Here is a 17,606-nt window from a genome sequence, read left to right on the forward strand (position 1 = left end):
TCTGGGCTGAATTAGCCAACGATATCGAGCCTGAGGCGTTAGCCAACAATACCGAGAATGTCGGATTCTTTCATGATCAGCAGGTCTTCGCCACCGATCTTGACTTCGGTGCCTGACCACTTGCCAAACAGAACCTTGTCGCCAGCCTTAACTTCGAGAGCGATCAGCTTGCCTGCTTCGTCACGAGCGCCAGCGCCAACAGCGACGATTTCGCCTTCCTGTGGCTTTTCTTTAGCGGTGTCCGGGATGATGATCCCGCCAGCGGTCTTAGCTTCCGATTCAACGCGACGAACGACGACGCGGTCATGAAGCGGGCGGAACTTGATATCAGCCATGGTATAACCCTTGGTGTTATAGACGTTGAACCCTGTTAACGGATCAGCTGATCCGCGCTTGTTAGCACTCTACTTGTGTGAGTGCTAACGTGCTACTGAGATAGAAGCGCCCCTATTGTTTGTCAAGGATCGTTGCCGTTTTTTGACAATGCAAAAAATAAATTTTTGCTTCTTACGCGCTGACAGCATGAACGCGATTTGTACGACAGGTGGGGACTATACAGGTGTTTGACAAGGTAGGTCGAAAAATAACGCCATTTATGGGGTTGTCTTCAACAAACGGCTCGGTTGGTTAACGCAATTGATTTATTTGTCAGTTCATTTGGACGCAGAGAGCTTCAAGCCGGGTGACAGATCAGGCTGTGTCTTGTAGAGGGAGCCCACTGTGGATTTTTTTGACGACATTTGGTTTCTGAGCCTACCGGACAATAGGAAGATTGAGGAAAAAGATGAAACTGCCTGAACGCCTTGATGATCTGACGGATGGATATGACGCGATCTTCTGTGATGTCTGGGGTGTGCTGCATAATGGCGAAGTCGCTTTCCCTCAGGCGGTTGCAGCCTTACAGCGTGCACGTGCAAAGGGACTGACCGTTATTCTGGTGACCAATGCACCGCGCCCGTTTCCAAGTGTGATTGCGCAAATGACGCTGCTCGGTGTTCCGGAAGATGCCTATGATCGCGTGGTCACATCTGGCGATGTCACGCGGGATCTCATTACCGAGGGACCACGCAAGATTTTCCATATCGGCAGTGAGCGCGAGCTGGTTATTTATGATGGACTTGATGTCGAGCTGGTAGAAGAGTTTGAAGCATCGGGTGTTGTCTGTACGGGTCTATATGATGATGAGACGGAAACGCCGGACAATTATGCCGAGCTTTTACAGCGTCTGCGTTCGCGTAATCTGCCATTTATCTGTGCCAATCCCGATATTATGGTCGAGCGCGGATCGCGCCTGATCTGGTGTGCTGGCGCCTTGGCGAGAGATTACGGCCAGCTTGGCGGGCGCACACTGATTGCAGGCAAGCCACATCGCCCGATTTATGAAGCGGCTGCGAAGGCGGTTGAAGAAATTCGCGGACAGGCAGTCGACAGGAAGCGCATTCTCGGAATCGGCGATGGTGTGCTGACCGATGTGAAGGGTGCTGCAAATTTCGGCCTTGATGTTCTTTATATTTCCGGTGGGGTACATGCCGCGGATTATGCTGCGGATGGCATTGTCGACTTCGACAAGATGGACGCTTTTCTGAAGAAGCATGGTCACGCGCCCATTGCGTCACTTTACGCTCTTGTTTGATATCAGTTTCGAGAATCTGCTTCGACCATGACAAACCCTGCTTTTCAGCGTCTTTCAGGAACAGATATCCTGCCGCACCATCTGCGTGATTGTGTGGTGGCGATTGGCAATTTTGACGGTGTTCATCGCGGCCACCAGGCCGTGCTTGAGCGTGCGCTGGAACTTGCAAAGCAAAATGCTCTGCCCGCACTGGTGCTCACATTCGAGCCGCATCCGCGCAGCTTCTTCAAGCCAGATGAGCCTGTGGAACGCCTGACCGATGCGGTGGAAAAGGCGGAAATTTTGCGGCTTATGGGTTTTGATGCTGTGGTCGAGCACCCCTTTACCGCAGATTTTGCATCGCTTTCTGCAGAAGATTTCGTGCGCAATATCCTTGTCGAGCGTTTATACGCCAATTGTGTTGTCACTGGATATGACTTCCATTTCGGCAAAGGTCGGCGCGGCACGCCGGAATTTCTGCAACAGGCGGGAGAATCGTCAGGCTTCAGCGTGTCGCTTGTTGATGCCTTCAGCGACGAAGGCGGCTGTCTTGTTTCTTCAACACGCGTTCGTTCGCTTCTCTGTGCAGGAGAAGTCGCGGAGGCTGCTGGTTTGCTTGGCTATCGCTACCGGGTCAGCGGCGAAGTCATTCACGGTCAAAAACTCGGGCGCACACTTGGCTTTCCAACCGCCAATATGACAATTGATGACCATGTCAGCCTCAAACACGGCATCTATGCAGTTCGTTTCCGCAGAGCGGATGGAACATTGCATGATGGTGTCGCAAGTTTTGGCCGTCGCCCGACCGTTGCCAGCGACGGCAAGCCATTGCTGGAGACCTTTGTCTTTGATTTTTCCGGCGATCTGTATGGCGAAGTGGCTGAAGTGTCTTTCTTTGCCTATCTGCGCGGCGAAGTGAAATTTGACGGCCTTGATCCGCTGATCAAGCAGATGAAACATGATGAAGAAGAAGCACGGGCCGTGCTTGCAGGCGCGCAGCCATTGTCTCAACTTGATCGTCTTCTGTCATTCTTGCAGTAAACTTGTTACTATATTAGAAATAGCTACTATATATTCTGTTTTAGATTTAATTTAAATTTTACATATTCCGTTCAAACAGTCTCAAATACCCCTAATTTTTTGGGAACTGTTTATCGGAGTTTCAAGTGACGCGTATTGTTTCCCTTGCCTTTGTTACGGGCGCTGCATTGTTCATAGGTTCTCTGTCGGCCATGGCTGCAGATATGCAGCAGACCGATGTTTATGTGAGTGAGGACGTAAAGCCAGCTCGCAAGTATTTCTGGTCCGGTGACTGGTATCTTAAGGTCGGGGCTGCGGGTTTGATTGCGCCGAAGTTTGAAGGCTCCAACAAATATCGTTTTTCCGCACAGCCACTGGTCTCGCTTGGGCGCCAGGGTGAGGCCGAGCGTTTTTCTTCGCGCAATGACAATGTGTCCTTTGCGCTGATCGACACGGATCGCTTCCGCGCGGGAGGCGTGGGCAAGCTTCTGTTCAAGCGTGATACCGATATTGACGGCATCAAGGAAACCAAGTTTGGCGGTGAAGTCGGTGGTTTCGTTGACGTTTACCCGACCGACTGGCTGCGTTTGCGTGGTGAAGTGCGTCAGGGGATCCGTGCGCATAAGGGCGTTGTTGCCGAGGTTGCCGCAGATGCTTTCTACGATGTGACGCCTGTTGTCCGCGTTTCGGCTGGTCCGCGTGCAACTTTTGCATCCAAGGACTACTTCAAGACCTATTATGGTGTAAGTGCTGAAGAAGCTGTTGCATCAGGTGTTAAGGAATATCGTCCAGGTGGCGGTTGGGAATCTGTTGGCGTTGGTGGTGCCATAACGTGGCGTGCAACTGACAAGATAGATACGAGCCTGTTTGGTGAGTATAGTCGCCTTCAGGGGCCTGCGAAAGATTCGAGCATCGTAAAGCAGCACGGCTCAGCAAACCAGTTTATGGTCGGGATTGCAGCGACTTACCGCTTCGATTTCTCGCTCGACTGAGCAAACAACGCCAATCTGTAAAGTTTTTCAGGGGCAGGGTTGCAAGTTTATTGCGCCCTGCCTCTTTATTCCTGTGAAGGTCATTGCTAAAAGCATGCCCATGATGACGGATTTTCGGCATATTATTGTGGCCATACGAATTATTGGCCCGGCCTTCCTCTAAGCCTTGATGGCGTTGCGCAAAGCGCAGTGCATGGCAGGAAGGTCCGGGAATGACTGGCTATGCCTCGCAGCTTTCAGAGTTTTCAAGCATTTTCACCCGCCATATTGCCGTGCGGGATTACAGGCAAACGATAAAATGACCGACAAGATCGATTATTCCAAAACCCTCAACCTTCCGCAGACCGCGTTTCCGATGCGCGCGGGCCTGCCAGCGCGCGAGCCGCTTCTGGTGCAGCGCTGGGAGGAAATGAACCTTTATAAAAAGTTGCGTGAAGACGCAAAAGACCGGCCGCTTTATGTGCTGCATGATGGTCCTCCATACGCGAACGGCAACATCCATATCGGCCACTCACTCAACAAGATCCTCAAGGATGTGATCACACGCTCGTTCCAGATGCGCGGTTTCAACTCGAATTATGTGCCGGGCTGGGATTGCCATGGCCTGCCGATCGAGTGGAAGATCGAAGAAAAATACCGCGCGCAGGGCAAGAATAAAGACGAGGTTGAGATCAACGAATTCCGCAAGGAATGCCGTGAGTTTGCAAGCCACTGGATCAAGGTTCAGTCGGAAGAGTTTAAGCGCCTTGCAATTTGCGGTGATTTTGAAAACCCATACACGACCATGAACTTCCATGCAGAAGCACGGATTGCAGGCGAACTTTTGAAGTTTGCAGCGTCCGGCCAGCTTTATCGTGGTTCCAAGCCGGTTATGTGGTCGGTTGTCGAACGCACAGCATTGGCTGAGGCTGAAGTCGAATATCACGATATCGAGTCGGATATGATCTGGGTGAAATTCCCGGTTGCCGGTGATGGCGAACTGGCAGGTACTTCCGTTGTTATCTGGACGACAACCCCTTGGACCATTCCGGGAAACCGTGCGGTGGCTTACTCCTCGCGCGTTGCTTACGGTCTGTATGAAGTCATTGCCGCTGAGAATGATTTTGGCCCTCAGCCGGGAGAAAAGCTCATCTTTGCCGATAAGCTTTCTGAAGAATGCGCCAAAAAAGCCAAGCTCGAGTTCAAGCGTCTGCGCGACATCTCGGCTGACGAGCTTGCAAAGAGCGTGCTTTCCCATCCTCTCAAAGGCTTTGGTGGCGGATATGAATTCGTCGTTCCGCTGGTTTCCGGTGATCACGTCACCGACGATGCCGGTACGGGCTTCGTTCACACGGCACCAAGCCATGGTCGCGAAGACTTTGAAGCCTGGATGGACAATGCGCGTGAACTTGAAGCACGCGGCATTGATCCGAGTATCCCGTTCCCGGTCGGCGATGATGGTTATTACACCAAGGATGCGCCGGGCTTTGGCCCGGATCGTGAAGGTGGGGCTGCACGCGTTATCGATGATAACGGCAAGAAGGGTGACGCAAATGAATCCGTCATCAAGCAGCTCATTGCGCGTGACAAGCTGTTTGCACGTGGCCGTCTGAAGCATTCTTATCCGCATTCATGGCGCTCGAAAAAGCCGGTTATCTTCCGCAACACGCCGCAATGGTTCGTCTATATGGACAAGAACCTTGGTGATGGAACCACGCTGCGCTCGCGCTCGCTCAAAGCCATTGAAGAAACGCGCTTTGTGCCTGCTGCCGGTCAGACCCGTTTGCGTGCCATGATCGAAGGCCGCCCGGATTGGGTGCTTTCGCGTCAGCGCGCCTGGGGCGTGCCGATCTGCGTTTTTGCGGATGAAGAAGGCAATATTCTGCAGGATGATGCCGTCAATAAGCGCATTCTTGAGGCTTTTGAAGAAGAAGGCGCTGACGCATGGTTTGCCGAAGGTGCGCGTGAACGCTTCCTGGGTAGTCGCGCACATGAAGGCTGGACGCAGGTTCATGACATTCTCGACGTCTGGTTCGATTCGGGCTCGACGCACACGTTCACGCTGGAAGATCGCCCGGATATGAAGTGGCCGGCCGATGTTTATCTTGAAGGATCGGATCAGCATCGTGGCTGGTTCCACTCGTCGCTGCTGGAAAGCTGCGGAACGCGTGGCCGTGCGCCTTACAATGCGGTTGTCACTCATGGTTTCACCATGGATGAGAACGGCAAGAAGATGTCGAAGTCGCTCGGCAACACCGTGATACCACAGGACGTGATCAAGGATTCGGGCGCGGATATTCTGCGTCTCTGGGTCATGACTACGGACTACTGGGAAGATCAGCGTCTGGGCAAAAACATCATCCAGACCAATATCGACGCTTATCGCAAGCTGCGTAACACCATCCGCTGGATGCTCGGCACCCTTGCCCATGATGAAGGCGAAACGCTGCCGCATGCTGAACTGCCGGAGCTGGAACGTTTGATGCTGCATCGTCTGGCCGAACTCGATGAAGTCGTTCGTTCGGGCTATGATGCGTTTGATTTCAAGCGTATTGCTCGCGCGCTGATCGATTTCATGAATGTCGAACTTTCGGCCTTCTATTTCGATATCCGCAAGGATGCGCTTTATTGCGATGCGCCATCGAGCGCCCGCCGCAAGGCGGCGCTCCAGACGGTGCGCGCGATCTTTGATCGTGTAACCACATGGCTTGCACCCATGCTGCCTTTCACGACCGAAGAAGCATGGCTGGATCGCTATCCGCAGGCGGCTTCAGTGCATCTTGAACAGTTCCGCGCAATTCCGTCTGAATGGCGCGACGATGTGCTGGCAGAAAAGTGGCGCAAGGTTCGCAATGTCCGCCGTGTTGTAACGGGTGCTCTGGAGCTTGAACGCGCCGACAAGCGCATCGGTTCTTCGCTGGAAGCAGCCCCTGTTGTCTATATCGCAGATAAGAGCCTTGCCGATTCGCTTGAAGGTCTGGATTTTGCTGAGATTTGCATCACCAGTGGTATCGAGGTTAGCGATGCTGTAGCCCCTGCTGAAGCCTTCGTGCTTGATGACGTTAAGGGGGTTGCTGTTGTTCCGGTTCGTGCGCAAGGCGAGAAATGTGCCCGGTCATGGCGTTACACCACCGATGTCGGCTCCGACCCGGAATTCCCGGACGTCTCGGCACGCGATGCGGCTGCACTGCATGAATTGAAGGCTTTGGGTAAGCTTTCCGTATAACAACCAATGAAAGCCCGGTTGCGGTTGCATCCGGGCTTTTTTCGCCCAAGGGGTTGCTTTATAAATTGAGCGTATGGTGAAATAGCGGTTAATATCGCGATTGCCCGTAGAGACGCTCTCATGTACAAGGCTCTCCTTGAGATAAACTTGCAATCTGCCTTGGAGTTGCCGGTTTCTTGCGGCAAGGGTATTAAAGAAGCCTTTGGCAACAGAAAATCGACAGGCGTAAAAGAAGTGGCGCTAATGAAGATTGAAGGACGAGTTCTGGTATTGATGACGGCAGTTGCGGGGCTCGCGCTGTCCGGTTGTGTGTCGTCGCCGACCTACGGAACCGACAAGACCGCTGGTGCGCAGCTGCTTGACGATATGTCGAACATGGCAAGCTTCGGTCAGGGCAAGAATAAAGAGCGTATCAATTATAAGCCGCGCCCTGATCTTGTACGTCCTGCACAGGGCGATAAGGGCATTTTGCCTGCACCGCAGGAAAGTGTCGCAAGCGCAAGCGATCCTGCCTGGCCGGAATCGCCGGAAGAGCGCCGCAAGCGTTTGCGTGATGAGATTACTGCAAATCGCGACAGCCCGAACTTTGTTTCTCCAATTGATCAGGATGTTGCAGTTGCGGACAATGCGAGAATGCTTCCGCGCGGCAACAGCCGCCGCGAAGAATACGAAACGCGCACGCCAACAGCAGATCCGGCACGTATTGCCGAGCTGAAAAAAGCGCGTGAGCAGCAGTCACAAGGGTCTTCTACAACGCGTAAATATTTGAGTGAACCGCCTTTGGGTTATCGCCAGCCTGCGGCAACAGCTGCCGCCGGTGAGTTGGGGCAGGATGAGGCCCAGAAAGAGCGTGAACGCAAAAAAGCCGCCAGTGGCGGCGGCAAGAGTTGGCGCGATATTCTGCCTTGGAATTGATTATCTGATACATGTTTAAATGGTTCATCAGCTGAAAGATTATTCTTTCAGCTGATTTTTTTAGGCGCGCATGACTTTAGCATATGTCGAGCAGAAGTGCGAAGCGGATTTGCGTGAGATAATGTGTGAAAACAAATAGATAGAGCATTCTCGATGATTTGATTAAAACAGAAAGTGCTCTAAGATTATGCTTCAAAGCAAAGACCTCAGAGGCCGGTCTGACTTAAGCAGATATAAATACCGTTTGATGGGCGCTGCAAAATATTAAATATTTTTAATTTTGGTTATTTTGAACAATGTGTGATTTCAATCAAAGTGAAGTTATTGGCTATTCGTTATTATATTATTTTTTAAATTAAGGTATCTATTGTGAACAAAAACAATCCTTTTTTAGACGGCTCCGATGGTTATGGGGCGGTCAGCCGATCTTTGCACTGGTTGATGGTTGTACTGTTTGTTTGGCAATTCATCACAACAATCCTTCGCTTTTTTGCTAAAGACACAGCAATTTATAATTTGATATGGCCAACACATTTTCAGGTTGGCTTTGCGTTGTTTTTGCTGGTTTTGATCAGAGGCGTGTGGGGATTGCTGAATTTATCAAGGCGCCCGCATAAGTCTGGTGTTTTGGGCAAGCTGGCGGGTCTTGGTCATCTGGTTATTTATGGGCTGATGTTTGTCGTGCCTGCGGTTGCAGTCCTGCGCAGCTATGGTAATGGCCGTGGCTTCTCGTTTCTTGGGATTCAGATTTTTGAACGCACGGGAGTGCCGAATACTCTGCTGACCGCGCCTGCCATTGCAGTTCATGGCCTTCTTGGCTGGTTACTCCTGGCGGCCATTGTTGGCCATGTGCTGATGGTGTTTGTGCATCATTTTGCAATGCGGGATAACACATTGGAGCTTATGACCGGGCGCCGTGTGGCCCGAGAGGCCAAATGATTACCGCTTCTCGCGGAAAAAATCCCTGAGTATCTTCTGCGCTTTCTCTTCGGAAAAGCCTGTGTAAATTTCTGGAACATGATGGCATGTGGGCTGCGTGTAAAAGCGCGGCCCAGATTCCACGCCGCCGCCCTTAGGGTCGGCTGCGCCATAATAAAGGCGGCGGATACGGGCAAATGAGATTGCAGCCGCGCACATTGCGCAAGGCTCAAGCGTTACATAAAGATCGCAATCGATCAGCCTCTCAGATTTGAGCGCCTCGCCCGCAATGCGTATTGCAAGGACCTCTGCATGCGCTGTCACATCATTTAATTCCCGTGTCCGGTTGCCCGTGCGCGCGATGATTTTTCCTTCATATACAACAACTGCGCCAATCGGCACCTCGCCGCGAAGGGCCGCAGATTTCGCTTCCTCAAGCGCAATATCCATCGGTGTTGCTAGTTTGGGTGGTGAAATATCTGCAACCTTTTTCAAGCCAACCTCATTTCGTGGCAAAGAGCGGGAAATTTTGCTCGCAAGCCATTGAGCGATTTGTTACTGCATAAGTCACGAAATCAAAACCGATTTGCAAACGGATTTATACAGCGTTTTTGACCGTATGGTTCTGGATGGCCCTAAAAAGGCGACAGAGGACAAGGCAACGCTGCTGAGAGGCCAATACCAGATGAGCACTGAAGACGACAATAAGGGCGGTCGACGTCCTCCATTCGGACGCGGCGAAGGTCGCGGAGAGCGTCCGCGTAACGACCGGCCTCGCGAAGGTAAGCCGCGCGAAGACAGGCCGCGTCGCGAAGACGATCGTGGTGCGCCGCGCACGTTTGGATCGCGCGCCCCGCAGGAAGGCGAAGATACCAGCGAGCGTATCGCCAAGCGTCTGGCACGTGCGGGCATTGCGTCGCGCCGCGAAGCCGAGACGATGATTGCGGCAGGCCGCATTTCTGTGAATGGTAAGGTGCTAGACAGCCCGGCTGTGAACGTGAAGCGCAGCGATGTCATCACCGTTGACGGCAAACAGCTTAAGCAGGCCGAGCGCACTCGTCTCTGGCTGTACCATAAACCAGCAGGTCTTGTGACGACCAATCGCGATCCTGAAGGTCGCCCGACCGTGTTTGAAGCGCTGCCTGCGGAAATGCCGCGTGTGCTCTCGGTCGGACGTCTGGACATCAATACGGAAGGTCTGCTGCTGCTTACCAATGATGGTGGGCTGTCGCGCGTTCTTGAACTGCCTTCCACCGGCTGGCTGCGCCGTTATCGCGTGCGCGCCCATGGCAAGGTAACACAGGCGCAGCTTGATGAGCTGAAAAACGGTATTGCCGTTGATGGCGTCTTTTATGGCAGCATTGAAGCGACGCTTGAGCGCGAACAGGGTTCGAATGTCTGGATTTCGATCGGTTTGCGCGAGGGCAAGAACCGCGAAGTTAAGAACATTCTTGGTGCACTTGGTCTGACCGTTGGTCGTCTGATCCGCGTCTCATTTGGTCCATTCCAGCTGGGCGATCTGGAAGAAGGCGGCGTGCGCGAAATTCGCGGTCGCATTCTGCGTGACCAGCTTGGTGAAAAGCTGGTCGAGGAATCGGGGGCTGATTTCGATGCCCCCATTCTCAACGAGTTCTCCAACACGGTTGTTCAGGGACGAACCGCGCGTGAAATGGAACAGCGTGAGCCGGAAGAAGAGCGTCGGCGCGCGCCACGGGAGCGCGAATGGATTTCGAGCCAGCCGGAACGTCGCAAGCAGAAAGAAACGAAAGAAGACAGGGTTGAGCCGCGCCGTCGTGGCAATTCCAATGTCTGGATGGCGTCAGGCGCGCGCCCACAGGGTGAAAAGGCTGCTGCAATCAAGGCCGCTCGTGCCGAGAGCCGTGGTGCGCGCGCAAGCCGCTCCGATGGTGATCCGCGCCGTTCTGAAGGGCGCTTTGACAAGCAGGGCTCTCGCCCTGAAGGTCGTTCGGAAGGACGTCCTGCGCATCGCGGTCCGCGCCCGGAGGGAGATTTCCCGTCCCGTCCACGACGCTTTGGTGATGGTGAACAACGCCGTGATGAGGGGCGTGAAGAGCGTCCTCGGCGCGCCGAGGGCCGTTTTGAACCGCGTGCACCACGGCCCGAAGGACGCGACGATCGCAAGCAAGAGCGTCGTCCCGGCAAGCGTGAGCGCGCTGAACTAAAGGGTGAGGGCGGCGAAAGATCATCGGGCGGCTATGAAGGCCGGAGCTTTGGTAAGCCATCCGGGCCACGTGGCAGCGGTCCGCGCTCCAGTGAAGGCCGCGGCCCGTCGAAGGGGCCGGGCGGCTTTGGCAAGGGGCCGGATCGTGGTGGCTCAGGCGGCAAGCCAGGCAATGGCCGGTCCGGCGATGGAAAGCCACGCGGTGGCAAGCCAGGGGGTAGTGGTGCGGATCGTCGGCGGTAAATTCCGCGGGCGCACGCTCGTAACACCTGCAACAAATGCGATCCGTCCGACAACGGATCGCACACGTGAAAGCCTGTTCAACATTCTCGCGCATAGTTTTCCTGACAAAGTGGACGGCGGGCGTGTCCTTGACCTTTTTGCAGGCACAGGCGCGCTCGGTCTTGAAGCGCTGTCGCGCGGTGCACGCTATGCGGTTTTCGTCGAGGAATCGGCAGAAGGACGCGGTCTTCTTCGCCAGAACATTGAAACATTTGGACTTCAGGGGCAGACCAAAGTTTTGCGTCGTGATGCCTGCAAGCTCGGCGAGGCAGGAACAATGGAGCCTTTTGATCTGGTTTTTGCCGATCCGCCTTATGGACGTCGGATGGGTGAAAAAGCACTTTTGTCTGCACTTGAAGGCAATTGGCTTAATCCTGACGCACTTCTCGTGCTTGAAGAGGATGCAGAAGCATCGCTTGAACTGGATGAACGATTCGTCGTGCATGAAGAGCGGAATTATGGTGGCACCATCATTCGCCTCATCCAGCTGAAGTAAAGCTAATGACTTACCGGAACCGGAAAACCGGGTCCGGGGGTAATATTTGATTTTATATTAAGCCATTTCACTCAGGATCTGGGTGAAATGTAAACTGATTGGAGATGTCGCTTGGTGCATAACCCCTCACTCCGGCGCTTATTGTTGTCTACGGCACTTGGTTTTGCACTGGTGTTGCCGCTGGCATCTGGTTCCGTACAGGCGCAAACGGCAGCTCCGGCTGCAACGACCGAGGCCGCAGCGTCGCTGTCGCCTCAAAAGCTTCCTGAAATAAAGCAATCCGAAGGTATCAGCAGCTTCACCCTTGAAAACGGGTTGCAAGTCGTCGTTATCCCGGATCACCGCGCGCCTGTCGTGACGCAGATGATCTGGTATCATGTGGGTTCGGCTGATGAAGCTGCGGGTAAATCCGGGATTGCGCATTTTCTTGAACATTTGATGTTCAAGGGCACCAAGACCTACCCGGCAGGCGAATTTTCGGCAAAAGTCGCGGCCATTGGTGGTCAGGAAAATGCCTTCACCTCTTATGATTACACGGCGTATTTCCAGCGAGTGACGCCCGACGCGCTTGAGATGGTGATGGGGTATGAATCGGACCGGATGGCCAATCTGGTGCTTAATGAAGAGGCGGTTAAGACAGAACGCGATGTTATCCTCGAAGAACGCAGTATGCGGGTGGATTCCAATCCCGCAGCGATGTTGATGGAAAACACCGACGCTACGCTTTTTTATAATCATCCTTATCGCGTGCCGGTAATCGGCTGGCGGCAGGAAATGGAAAAGCTCAGCCTCAAAGACGCGATCGATTTTTATCAGCAATATTACACGCCAAACAACGCCACGCTGGTGATCGCTGGCGATGTGACGCCTGAGCGCGTGCGTGATCTTGTCATGAAAACCTGGGCAAAAATCCCGAAGCGAGCTGAGGTCCTGCCGCGTGACCGTCCGCAGGAGCCGGTAAAACATGCGGCGCGGATTGTGACCTTGCATGATGAACGCGTCAGCACCCCATCGTTCCGCATTTCCTGGCTTGTACCATCTTACGCCAATGAAAAGCGCTTTCCCAATGTAAAGAAGGGCGATGCACCTGCACTTGACCTTTTGGGCGAGATTCTGGGCGGATCGCTGCGCTCGCGCCTTTATCAGGAACTGATCGTCAAGCAGGGCATCGCGTCCAATACCGGCGCGAGCTATGACGGGGATGCGCTGGATGACGGCACGTTCTCGGTTTACGGCTCTCCACAAACTGGCAAGACATTGGCGGAAGTGGAAAAGGCTGTTGATGCGCAGGTTGCACGCATTATCAAAGATGGTGTGACGCAAGAAGAACTCGATCAGGCGCGCAACCGTTTTCTCAAGGCCGTGATTTTTGCGCGGGACAGCCAGTCTGGTATGGCGCGAATTTACGGTTCAGCATTGTCTGTTGGTCAGAACATTGAAGATATTCAGAAATGGCCAGACCTGATCAAATCTGTAACGGTTGAGCAGATCAGGGACGCGGCAAGCCGTTATCTTGTGAAGGACCAGTCGGTGACGAGCTATCTGTTGCCGCCCGATACGGAGCCGGAAAATGCAAGTGAAAATTCCAATGCAGCGGCGGGCAATGCAGGAGTGAATGGCGCAGAAGGAGCAATCCAGTGAGTAATGTTGTTGTTTTGAGCATTCTGCGGACGAAAAATGCCATTGCCGCCGTTGTAACCTCGATGTTGTTGCTGGCCGCTCTGAGCCTTCCGGCCAATGCAATTGAAATACAGGAAGTCGTTTCGCCCAAAGGCATCAAAGCCTGGCTGGTGCAAGATAATTCCGTGCCGCTTGTTTCGATGCGGTTTTCATTCAAGGGGGGGACATCGCAGGATCCGGGTGGCAAGGAAGGTCTTGCCAACCTGATGACGGGCCTCTTCGATGAAGGTGCTGGCGATCTTGATGCCGATAGCTTTCAGGAACGCATCGACAATCTCGGCGCGGAGATGAGCTTTTCGGCGTCATTTGATTCTGTTGCAGGCAGCATTCGGATGCTTTCTGAAAACCGCGATGCTGTCGCTGACCTTCTCGCTCTTGCTGTTAATAAGCCGCGCTTTGATCAGGATGCGATTGATCGCATTCGCCAGCAGGTTGTTGCCGGCCTTGAAGCGTCACAGCGCAATCCTTCAACGATCGCTTCGCGCAAATTTTCTGAAGTCCTCTATGGCAAGCATCCTTACGGTCGCCCTGATGATGGTACGGTCAAGTCGCTGCAATCGATTACCCGGGATGACCTTATCAATTTTCACCGCAAGAATTTTGCACGGGATCACCTGACAATTGGTGTTGTCGGCTCGATCACCCCGAAGGATCTGGGTGAAATGCTCGACAAGGTGTTTGGTGATCTGCCCGCAAATGCAGAGCTTGTGCCTGTGCCGGATGCGAAGCTCGCGCTTGGTACGACGACGAGCTTGAGCTTTGATATGCCGCAGACATCGATCAGCCTTGTCTATCCGGCTGTGCCGCGCAAGGACGACGAGTTTTTTGCCTCTTACCTGATGAACCATATTCTGGGTGGTGGTTTTACCTCGCGTCTTTATGCAGAAGTGCGTGAAAAGCGTGGGCTTGCCTATTCAGTATCCTCGTCCATGGCGCTGCGTGATCACGTCTCGGCTTTGACGATTTCGACGGCCACACGCCCTGACAAGTCTCAGGAAGCACTCAAGATTATTCGCGAGCAGGTGGCGAAAATGGCCAATGAAGGCCCGACGGAGGCAGAACTTGCCGCTGCCAAGAGCTATCTTAAAGGCTCATATGCGGTGAATAATCTGGACTCGTCTGTGTCGATTGCTGACACGCTCGTTGGTCTTCAGGAAGCAGAGCTTGATCGGGATTATATTGATAAACGCGCCGAACTGATCGATGCGGTTACGCTTGATCAGGTAAAAGCTATTGCCAAAAAGCTTCTGGAAGCAGAACCTGCAATTTTGGTTTATGGGCCGGCACAGTCTTAAGTTGGTACAGTCCTAGAGCATTTCCAATGTTTCAATCAAAACAGGAAATGCTCTATCTGTTTGTTTTCACGCATTCTCCCATGCAGAACTGCCTCGCATTTTTGCTGGAAATGCTCTAACTGCAGAAAGAACAGCATGGATACCACCGTGCCATCAACACCGCGTATCGCCGTCGCCTTTGGCGGTGGTGGCGCGCGTGGAATTACCCATATCCACATTATCGAAGTTCTTGACGAGCTTGGCATCAAGCCTGTGGCCATTGCCGGTTCGTCCATCGGCTCGATTGTCGGTGCTGGTATGGCCAATGGCATGAGCGGCAAGGAAATTCACGACTATATGGCAGCGATTTTCAATCGCCGTTCGGAGGTCGCGCGTCGTATGTGGCAGGCGCGCCCTGAACGCTGGGTCGAGCTGCTCAAGGGTGGTTTTCGCGTCAGCCAGTTTAACATTGAAAAAATACTCGACGTCTTTCTCCCTGCGGCGTTGCCGGAAAATGTCGAAGATCTGAAAATTCCGATGAGTATTACAGCATCGGATTTTCATGCGGCCACCGAAATCAACATTCAAAGCGGTGATTTGCGCTCGGCGATTGCTGCTTCCTGCGCCATTCCGCCAGTGTTCAGGCCGGTGCGGCGCGATGGTCGAATTCTGGTGGATGGTGGATTGCTCAATCCTGTTCCGTTCGATTTGCTCTTCGATAAGGCTGATATTGTGATTGGCATCGATGTTGTCGGAGCGCCTGTGGGCCCAGACGATTATATGCCGACGACCATTGAAGCGGTGATGGGTGCCAACCAACTCACCATGTGCTCGATTATAGAAAATAAGTTCCGCAATCGTCCGCCGCACATCTTCTTGCGTCCGAATGTTGAGCGGATAGGTCTGCTCGATTTCCTGAAGTTCGAGCAGATATTGTCACAAAGCGCCGATATACGCGAAGAGTTGAAGCGCGCACTTGATACGGTGCTCAGTGGAAAGCCAGTGGCGGCGTCTGCATCTTAAATTATTCAGCTGCGAGCGAGTTCGCAGGCGCGCCCTCATCGATCTGTGCAACAACATCCATATCGCTGCCCGCCTTGTCGATGCGCTGGCCTTCGCGTGCAGGTTTGACAAGAGGTTCTGGCGTAACCGGCTTGTTGAACAGCAGATACCGGCCTGCCATGATTCCTTCAGATGCCTGCACATGGAGGCGGTCTTCGTCGCGCTGGCGTACATCTTCACGGATTTGATAGGCGATTGTTTCCGTTATTCCCAGACCTTCAAGGGTTCGTTGACCGAACAACAGACCAGACTCGAAGGTTTCGCGCAGTTCATATTCCACACCCTGCCCACGCAGTTGCAGCGTGTGTTCACGGTCATAGGAACGAACAAACAGGCGCACATCGGGATATTCCGACTGAATCATATTAACGATGCGGTTGGTGATTTCCTTCTTATGCGTGCAGACGGCGACGATTTTCGCTTTGCGAATCCCTGCCGCTTCCAGCACGTCCTTGCGGGTGCCATCGCCAAAATAAATACGGAAGCCGAATTTTCCAGCAGCACGCACGCGGTTGGGTGAATTGTCGATCACCGTCACATCGATGCCGCCTGCAAGCAGGATCTGCGCTGAGATCTGTCCGTAACGCGAAAAGCCGATCATCAGCACATCTGCCCCCGCACCTTCAAAGTTTTCTTCGATGACGTCTTCTGTCTTGTCTTTGATCAGCAGTTTTGTGCCTATGGCGACAGAAAGCGGTGTCAGTGCCATCGAAACAGTGACGGCGGCCACCAGTTCAGAACTGAGCGCGTTCGAAATGACGGCAGCCGCAGCCGCAGCCGAAAACAGCACGAAAGCGAATTCGCCGCCCTGTGGCAACAGGAATGCGATGCGTATCGCATCGTTGTGGTTTGAGCGGAAGATACGGCACAGAATATAGATAATGGCCGCTTTGACGATCATGAAGATCGGAACCGCGATCAGGATTGTCTGCCAATATTGCAGGATAACGGTGAGGTTAAGCGAAAGGCCGACGGCCACGAAGAACAACCCGAGGAATATTCCGCGAAAGGGTTCGATATCGGCTTCCAGCTCGTGGCGATAGGAGGATTCGGCCAGCAGAACGCCAGCAATGAAAGCACCCATCGCCATGGACAGCCCTGCGGCCTGCAACAGACTTGCCGATCCCAGCACAACGAAAAGGGCTGCTGCAATCATGACTTCGCGCGCGCCCGTATTGGCAATGATGCGGAACATCGGATTGATCAGATAGCGACCGGCAATCACCAGCGCTGCAATGGCTGCGATGGCCGTTATGAGATGAAAGCCAGCGCTTGCTTGTGAAGGTTCATTGGGAGAGAGTGCCGGGATAATCGCAAGGATCGGCACGATTGCGAGATCCTGAAACAACAGGATCGCAAAAGCGCGCTGGCCGTGCTTCTGGTTGGTCTCCGCTCTGTCTTCCAGCACCTGCATGGCGAAGGCTGTTGAAGACAATGCGAGGCCGAAGCCGATGATGATCGCAGCTTCTGTGTTCAGATCGGCGAGATAAACGCCAAGCGCTGCCAATGCCGAGCCAGTCAGGATCACCTGCGCGGCACCGAGGCCAAAAATGGCATGGCGCAATGCCCATAGCCGGGACGGTTTGAGTTCAAGCCCGATAATAAAGAGCAGGAACACGACGCCGAGCTCGGAAAAATGCAGAAAATCTTCACCGTCCGCGATGAGACGCGCTATCGGACCAATAACAATACCGGCGGCGAGATAACCCAGAACCGTGCCCAAGCCAAGTCGCTTGAACAAAGGCGCTGCGATGATCGCGCCACCCAGAATTACCAGGGCCTGTAAGTAGAGACTTCCGCCAGTTGCGACCATGTTATGCTCTTGGAATTTGAAGAATGTGGCGGCCTTGCCTTGAAGCCCCCGGATTTCGGCAATATAGAAGCAAGATATGGCTCTAATCAGTCTGATGTCGAACGATTTGACGATATTTTCGCAAAATCCCGTTACGGTTGGTTATATATCGTGGT

At 53.4% G+C, this 17,606-nt stretch carries 14 protein-coding genes; 11 read left to right on the forward strand and 3 right to left on the reverse strand.

Annotated features, from left to right (window positions below):
- Positions 1-38: 38 nt before the first annotated feature.
- Entirely contained in the window at positions 39-335 is a 297-nt protein-coding gene (gene groES / locus OPR82_RS16770; RefSeq protein WP_006472506.1) for a co-chaperone GroES, read from the reverse strand.
- Between the two features lie 449 nt (positions 336-784).
- Between groES and OPR82_RS16775 the strand changes: the two genes are divergently transcribed.
- The 6 genes from OPR82_RS16775 to OPR82_RS16800 all read left to right on the forward strand — a co-directional run bounded on the left by OPR82_RS16775 (position 785) and on the right by OPR82_RS16800 (position 8,683).
- Positions 785-1,633, forward strand: a complete 849-nt coding sequence (locus OPR82_RS16775) for a TIGR01459 family HAD-type hydrolase (protein ID WP_265986119.1) — start codon at positions 785-787, stop codon at positions 1,631-1,633.
- Positions 1,634-1,660: 27 nt separating this feature from the next.
- Complete coding sequence (locus OPR82_RS16780) at positions 1,661-2,653, forward strand: bifunctional riboflavin kinase/FAD synthetase (RefSeq protein WP_265986120.1); 993 nt, start codon at positions 1,661-1,663, stop codon at positions 2,651-2,653.
- Between the two features lie 203 nt (positions 2,654-2,856).
- On the forward strand, positions 2,857-3,624 hold the full coding sequence (locus OPR82_RS16785; protein WP_396997312.1) for a MipA/OmpV family protein: 768 nt from the start codon (positions 2,857-2,859) through the stop codon (positions 3,622-3,624).
- Between the two features lie 298 nt (positions 3,625-3,922).
- Positions 3,923-6,829 carry an isoleucine--tRNA ligase gene (gene ileS / locus OPR82_RS16790; protein WP_265986122.1) on the forward strand — a complete coding sequence of 969 codons (2,907 nt, stop codon included), beginning with the start codon at positions 3,923-3,925 and terminating at the stop codon, positions 6,827-6,829.
- A 243-nt stretch (positions 6,830-7,072) separates the two neighbouring features.
- Positions 7,073-7,744, forward strand: coding sequence for a hypothetical protein (locus OPR82_RS16795; RefSeq protein WP_265986148.1), 672 nt, complete (start codon positions 7,073-7,075; stop codon positions 7,742-7,744).
- A 369-nt stretch (positions 7,745-8,113) separates the two neighbouring features.
- Positions 8,114-8,683, forward strand: coding sequence for a cytochrome b (locus OPR82_RS16800; protein ID WP_265986123.1), 570 nt, complete (start codon positions 8,114-8,116; stop codon positions 8,681-8,683).
- Here the strand turns inward: OPR82_RS16800 and OPR82_RS16805 are convergent, their stop codons facing one another.
- Entirely contained in the window at positions 8,684-9,112 is a 429-nt protein-coding gene (locus OPR82_RS16805) for a nucleoside deaminase (RefSeq protein WP_396997310.1), read from the reverse strand. It abuts the gene before it with no gap.
- A 235-nt stretch (positions 9,113-9,347) separates the two neighbouring features.
- Here OPR82_RS16805 and OPR82_RS16810 point away from each other — a divergent pair, with 235 nt between their 5' ends.
- The 5 genes from OPR82_RS16810 to OPR82_RS16830 all read left to right on the forward strand — a co-directional run bounded on the left by OPR82_RS16810 (position 9,348) and on the right by OPR82_RS16830 (position 15,599).
- Positions 9,348-11,087: a pseudouridine synthase gene (locus OPR82_RS16810; protein ID WP_265986125.1), complete on the forward strand. Its 1,740-nt coding sequence runs from the start codon at positions 9,348-9,350 to the stop codon at positions 11,085-11,087.
- Complete coding sequence (gene rsmD / locus OPR82_RS16815) at positions 11,032-11,622, forward strand: 16S rRNA (guanine(966)-N(2))-methyltransferase RsmD (RefSeq protein ID WP_407673272.1); 591 nt, start codon at positions 11,032-11,034, stop codon at positions 11,620-11,622. Before OPR82_RS16810 ends, rsmD begins: the two co-directional genes overlap by 56 nt.
- 114 nt (positions 11,623-11,736) lie before the next feature.
- Complete coding sequence (locus OPR82_RS16820) at positions 11,737-13,263, forward strand: M16 family metallopeptidase (protein ID WP_265986150.1); 1,527 nt, start codon at positions 11,737-11,739, stop codon at positions 13,261-13,263.
- Positions 13,264-13,325: 62 nt separating this feature from the next.
- Positions 13,326-14,597: a M16 family metallopeptidase gene (locus tag OPR82_RS16825; protein WP_265986152.1), complete on the forward strand. Its 1,272-nt coding sequence runs from the start codon at positions 13,326-13,328 to the stop codon at positions 14,595-14,597.
- A 135-nt stretch (positions 14,598-14,732) separates the two neighbouring features.
- Positions 14,733-15,599 carry a patatin-like phospholipase family protein gene (locus tag OPR82_RS16830; protein WP_265986126.1) on the forward strand — a complete coding sequence of 289 codons (867 nt, stop codon included), beginning with the start codon at positions 14,733-14,735 and terminating at the stop codon, positions 15,597-15,599.
- A 1-nt stretch (position 15,600) separates the two neighbouring features.
- On the opposite strand, the gene OPR82_RS16835 is transcribed toward OPR82_RS16830, so the two are convergent.
- Positions 15,601-17,451: a monovalent cation:proton antiporter-2 (CPA2) family protein gene (locus tag OPR82_RS16835; protein WP_265986127.1), complete on the reverse strand. Its 1,851-nt coding sequence runs from the start codon at positions 17,449-17,451 to the stop codon at positions 15,601-15,603.
- Positions 17,452-17,606 lie beyond the last annotated feature (155 nt).

The sequence above is a fragment of the Ochrobactrum chromiisoli genome, assembly GCF_026241335.1.
Classification (GTDB): domain Bacteria; phylum Pseudomonadota; class Alphaproteobacteria; order Rhizobiales; family Rhizobiaceae; genus Brucella; species Brucella chromiisoli.

Excerpts from the sequence above, each read along its gene's own strand:
- groES (WP_006472506.1), bottom strand. The coding sequence starts at position 335 with ATGGCTGATATCAAGTTCCGCCCGCTTCATGACCGCGTCGTCGTTCGT.
- OPR82_RS16775 (WP_265986119.1), top strand. The coding sequence starts at position 785 with ATGAAACTGCCTGAACGCCTTGATGATCTGACGGATGGATATGACGCG.
- OPR82_RS16780 (WP_265986120.1), top strand. The coding sequence starts at position 1,661 with ATGACAAACCCTGCTTTTCAGCGTCTTTCAGGAACAGATATCCTGCCG.
- OPR82_RS16785 (WP_396997312.1), top strand. The coding sequence starts at position 2,857 with ATGCAGCAGACCGATGTTTATGTGAGTGAGGACGTAAAGCCAGCTCGC.
- ileS (WP_265986122.1), top strand. The coding sequence starts at position 3,923 with ATGACCGACAAGATCGATTATTCCAAAACCCTCAACCTTCCGCAGACC.
- OPR82_RS16795 (WP_265986148.1), top strand. The coding sequence starts at position 7,073 with ATGAAGATTGAAGGACGAGTTCTGGTATTGATGACGGCAGTTGCGGGG.
- OPR82_RS16805 (WP_396997310.1), bottom strand. The coding sequence starts at position 9,112 with ATGGATATTGCGCTTGAGGAAGCGAAATCTGCGGCCCTTCGCGGCGAG.
- OPR82_RS16810 (WP_265986125.1), top strand. The coding sequence starts at position 9,348 with ATGAGCACTGAAGACGACAATAAGGGCGGTCGACGTCCTCCATTCGGA.
- rsmD (WP_407673272.1), top strand. The coding sequence starts at position 11,032 with ATGGAAAGCCACGCGGTGGCAAGCCAGGGGGTAGTGGTGCGGATCGTC.
- OPR82_RS16825 (WP_265986152.1), top strand. The coding sequence starts at position 13,326 with ATGTTGTTGCTGGCCGCTCTGAGCCTTCCGGCCAATGCAATTGAAATA.
- OPR82_RS16830 (WP_265986126.1), top strand. The coding sequence starts at position 14,733 with ATGGATACCACCGTGCCATCAACACCGCGTATCGCCGTCGCCTTTGGC.
- OPR82_RS16835 (WP_265986127.1), bottom strand. The coding sequence starts at position 17,451 with ATGGTCGCAACTGGCGGAAGTCTCTACTTACAGGCCCTGGTAATTCTG.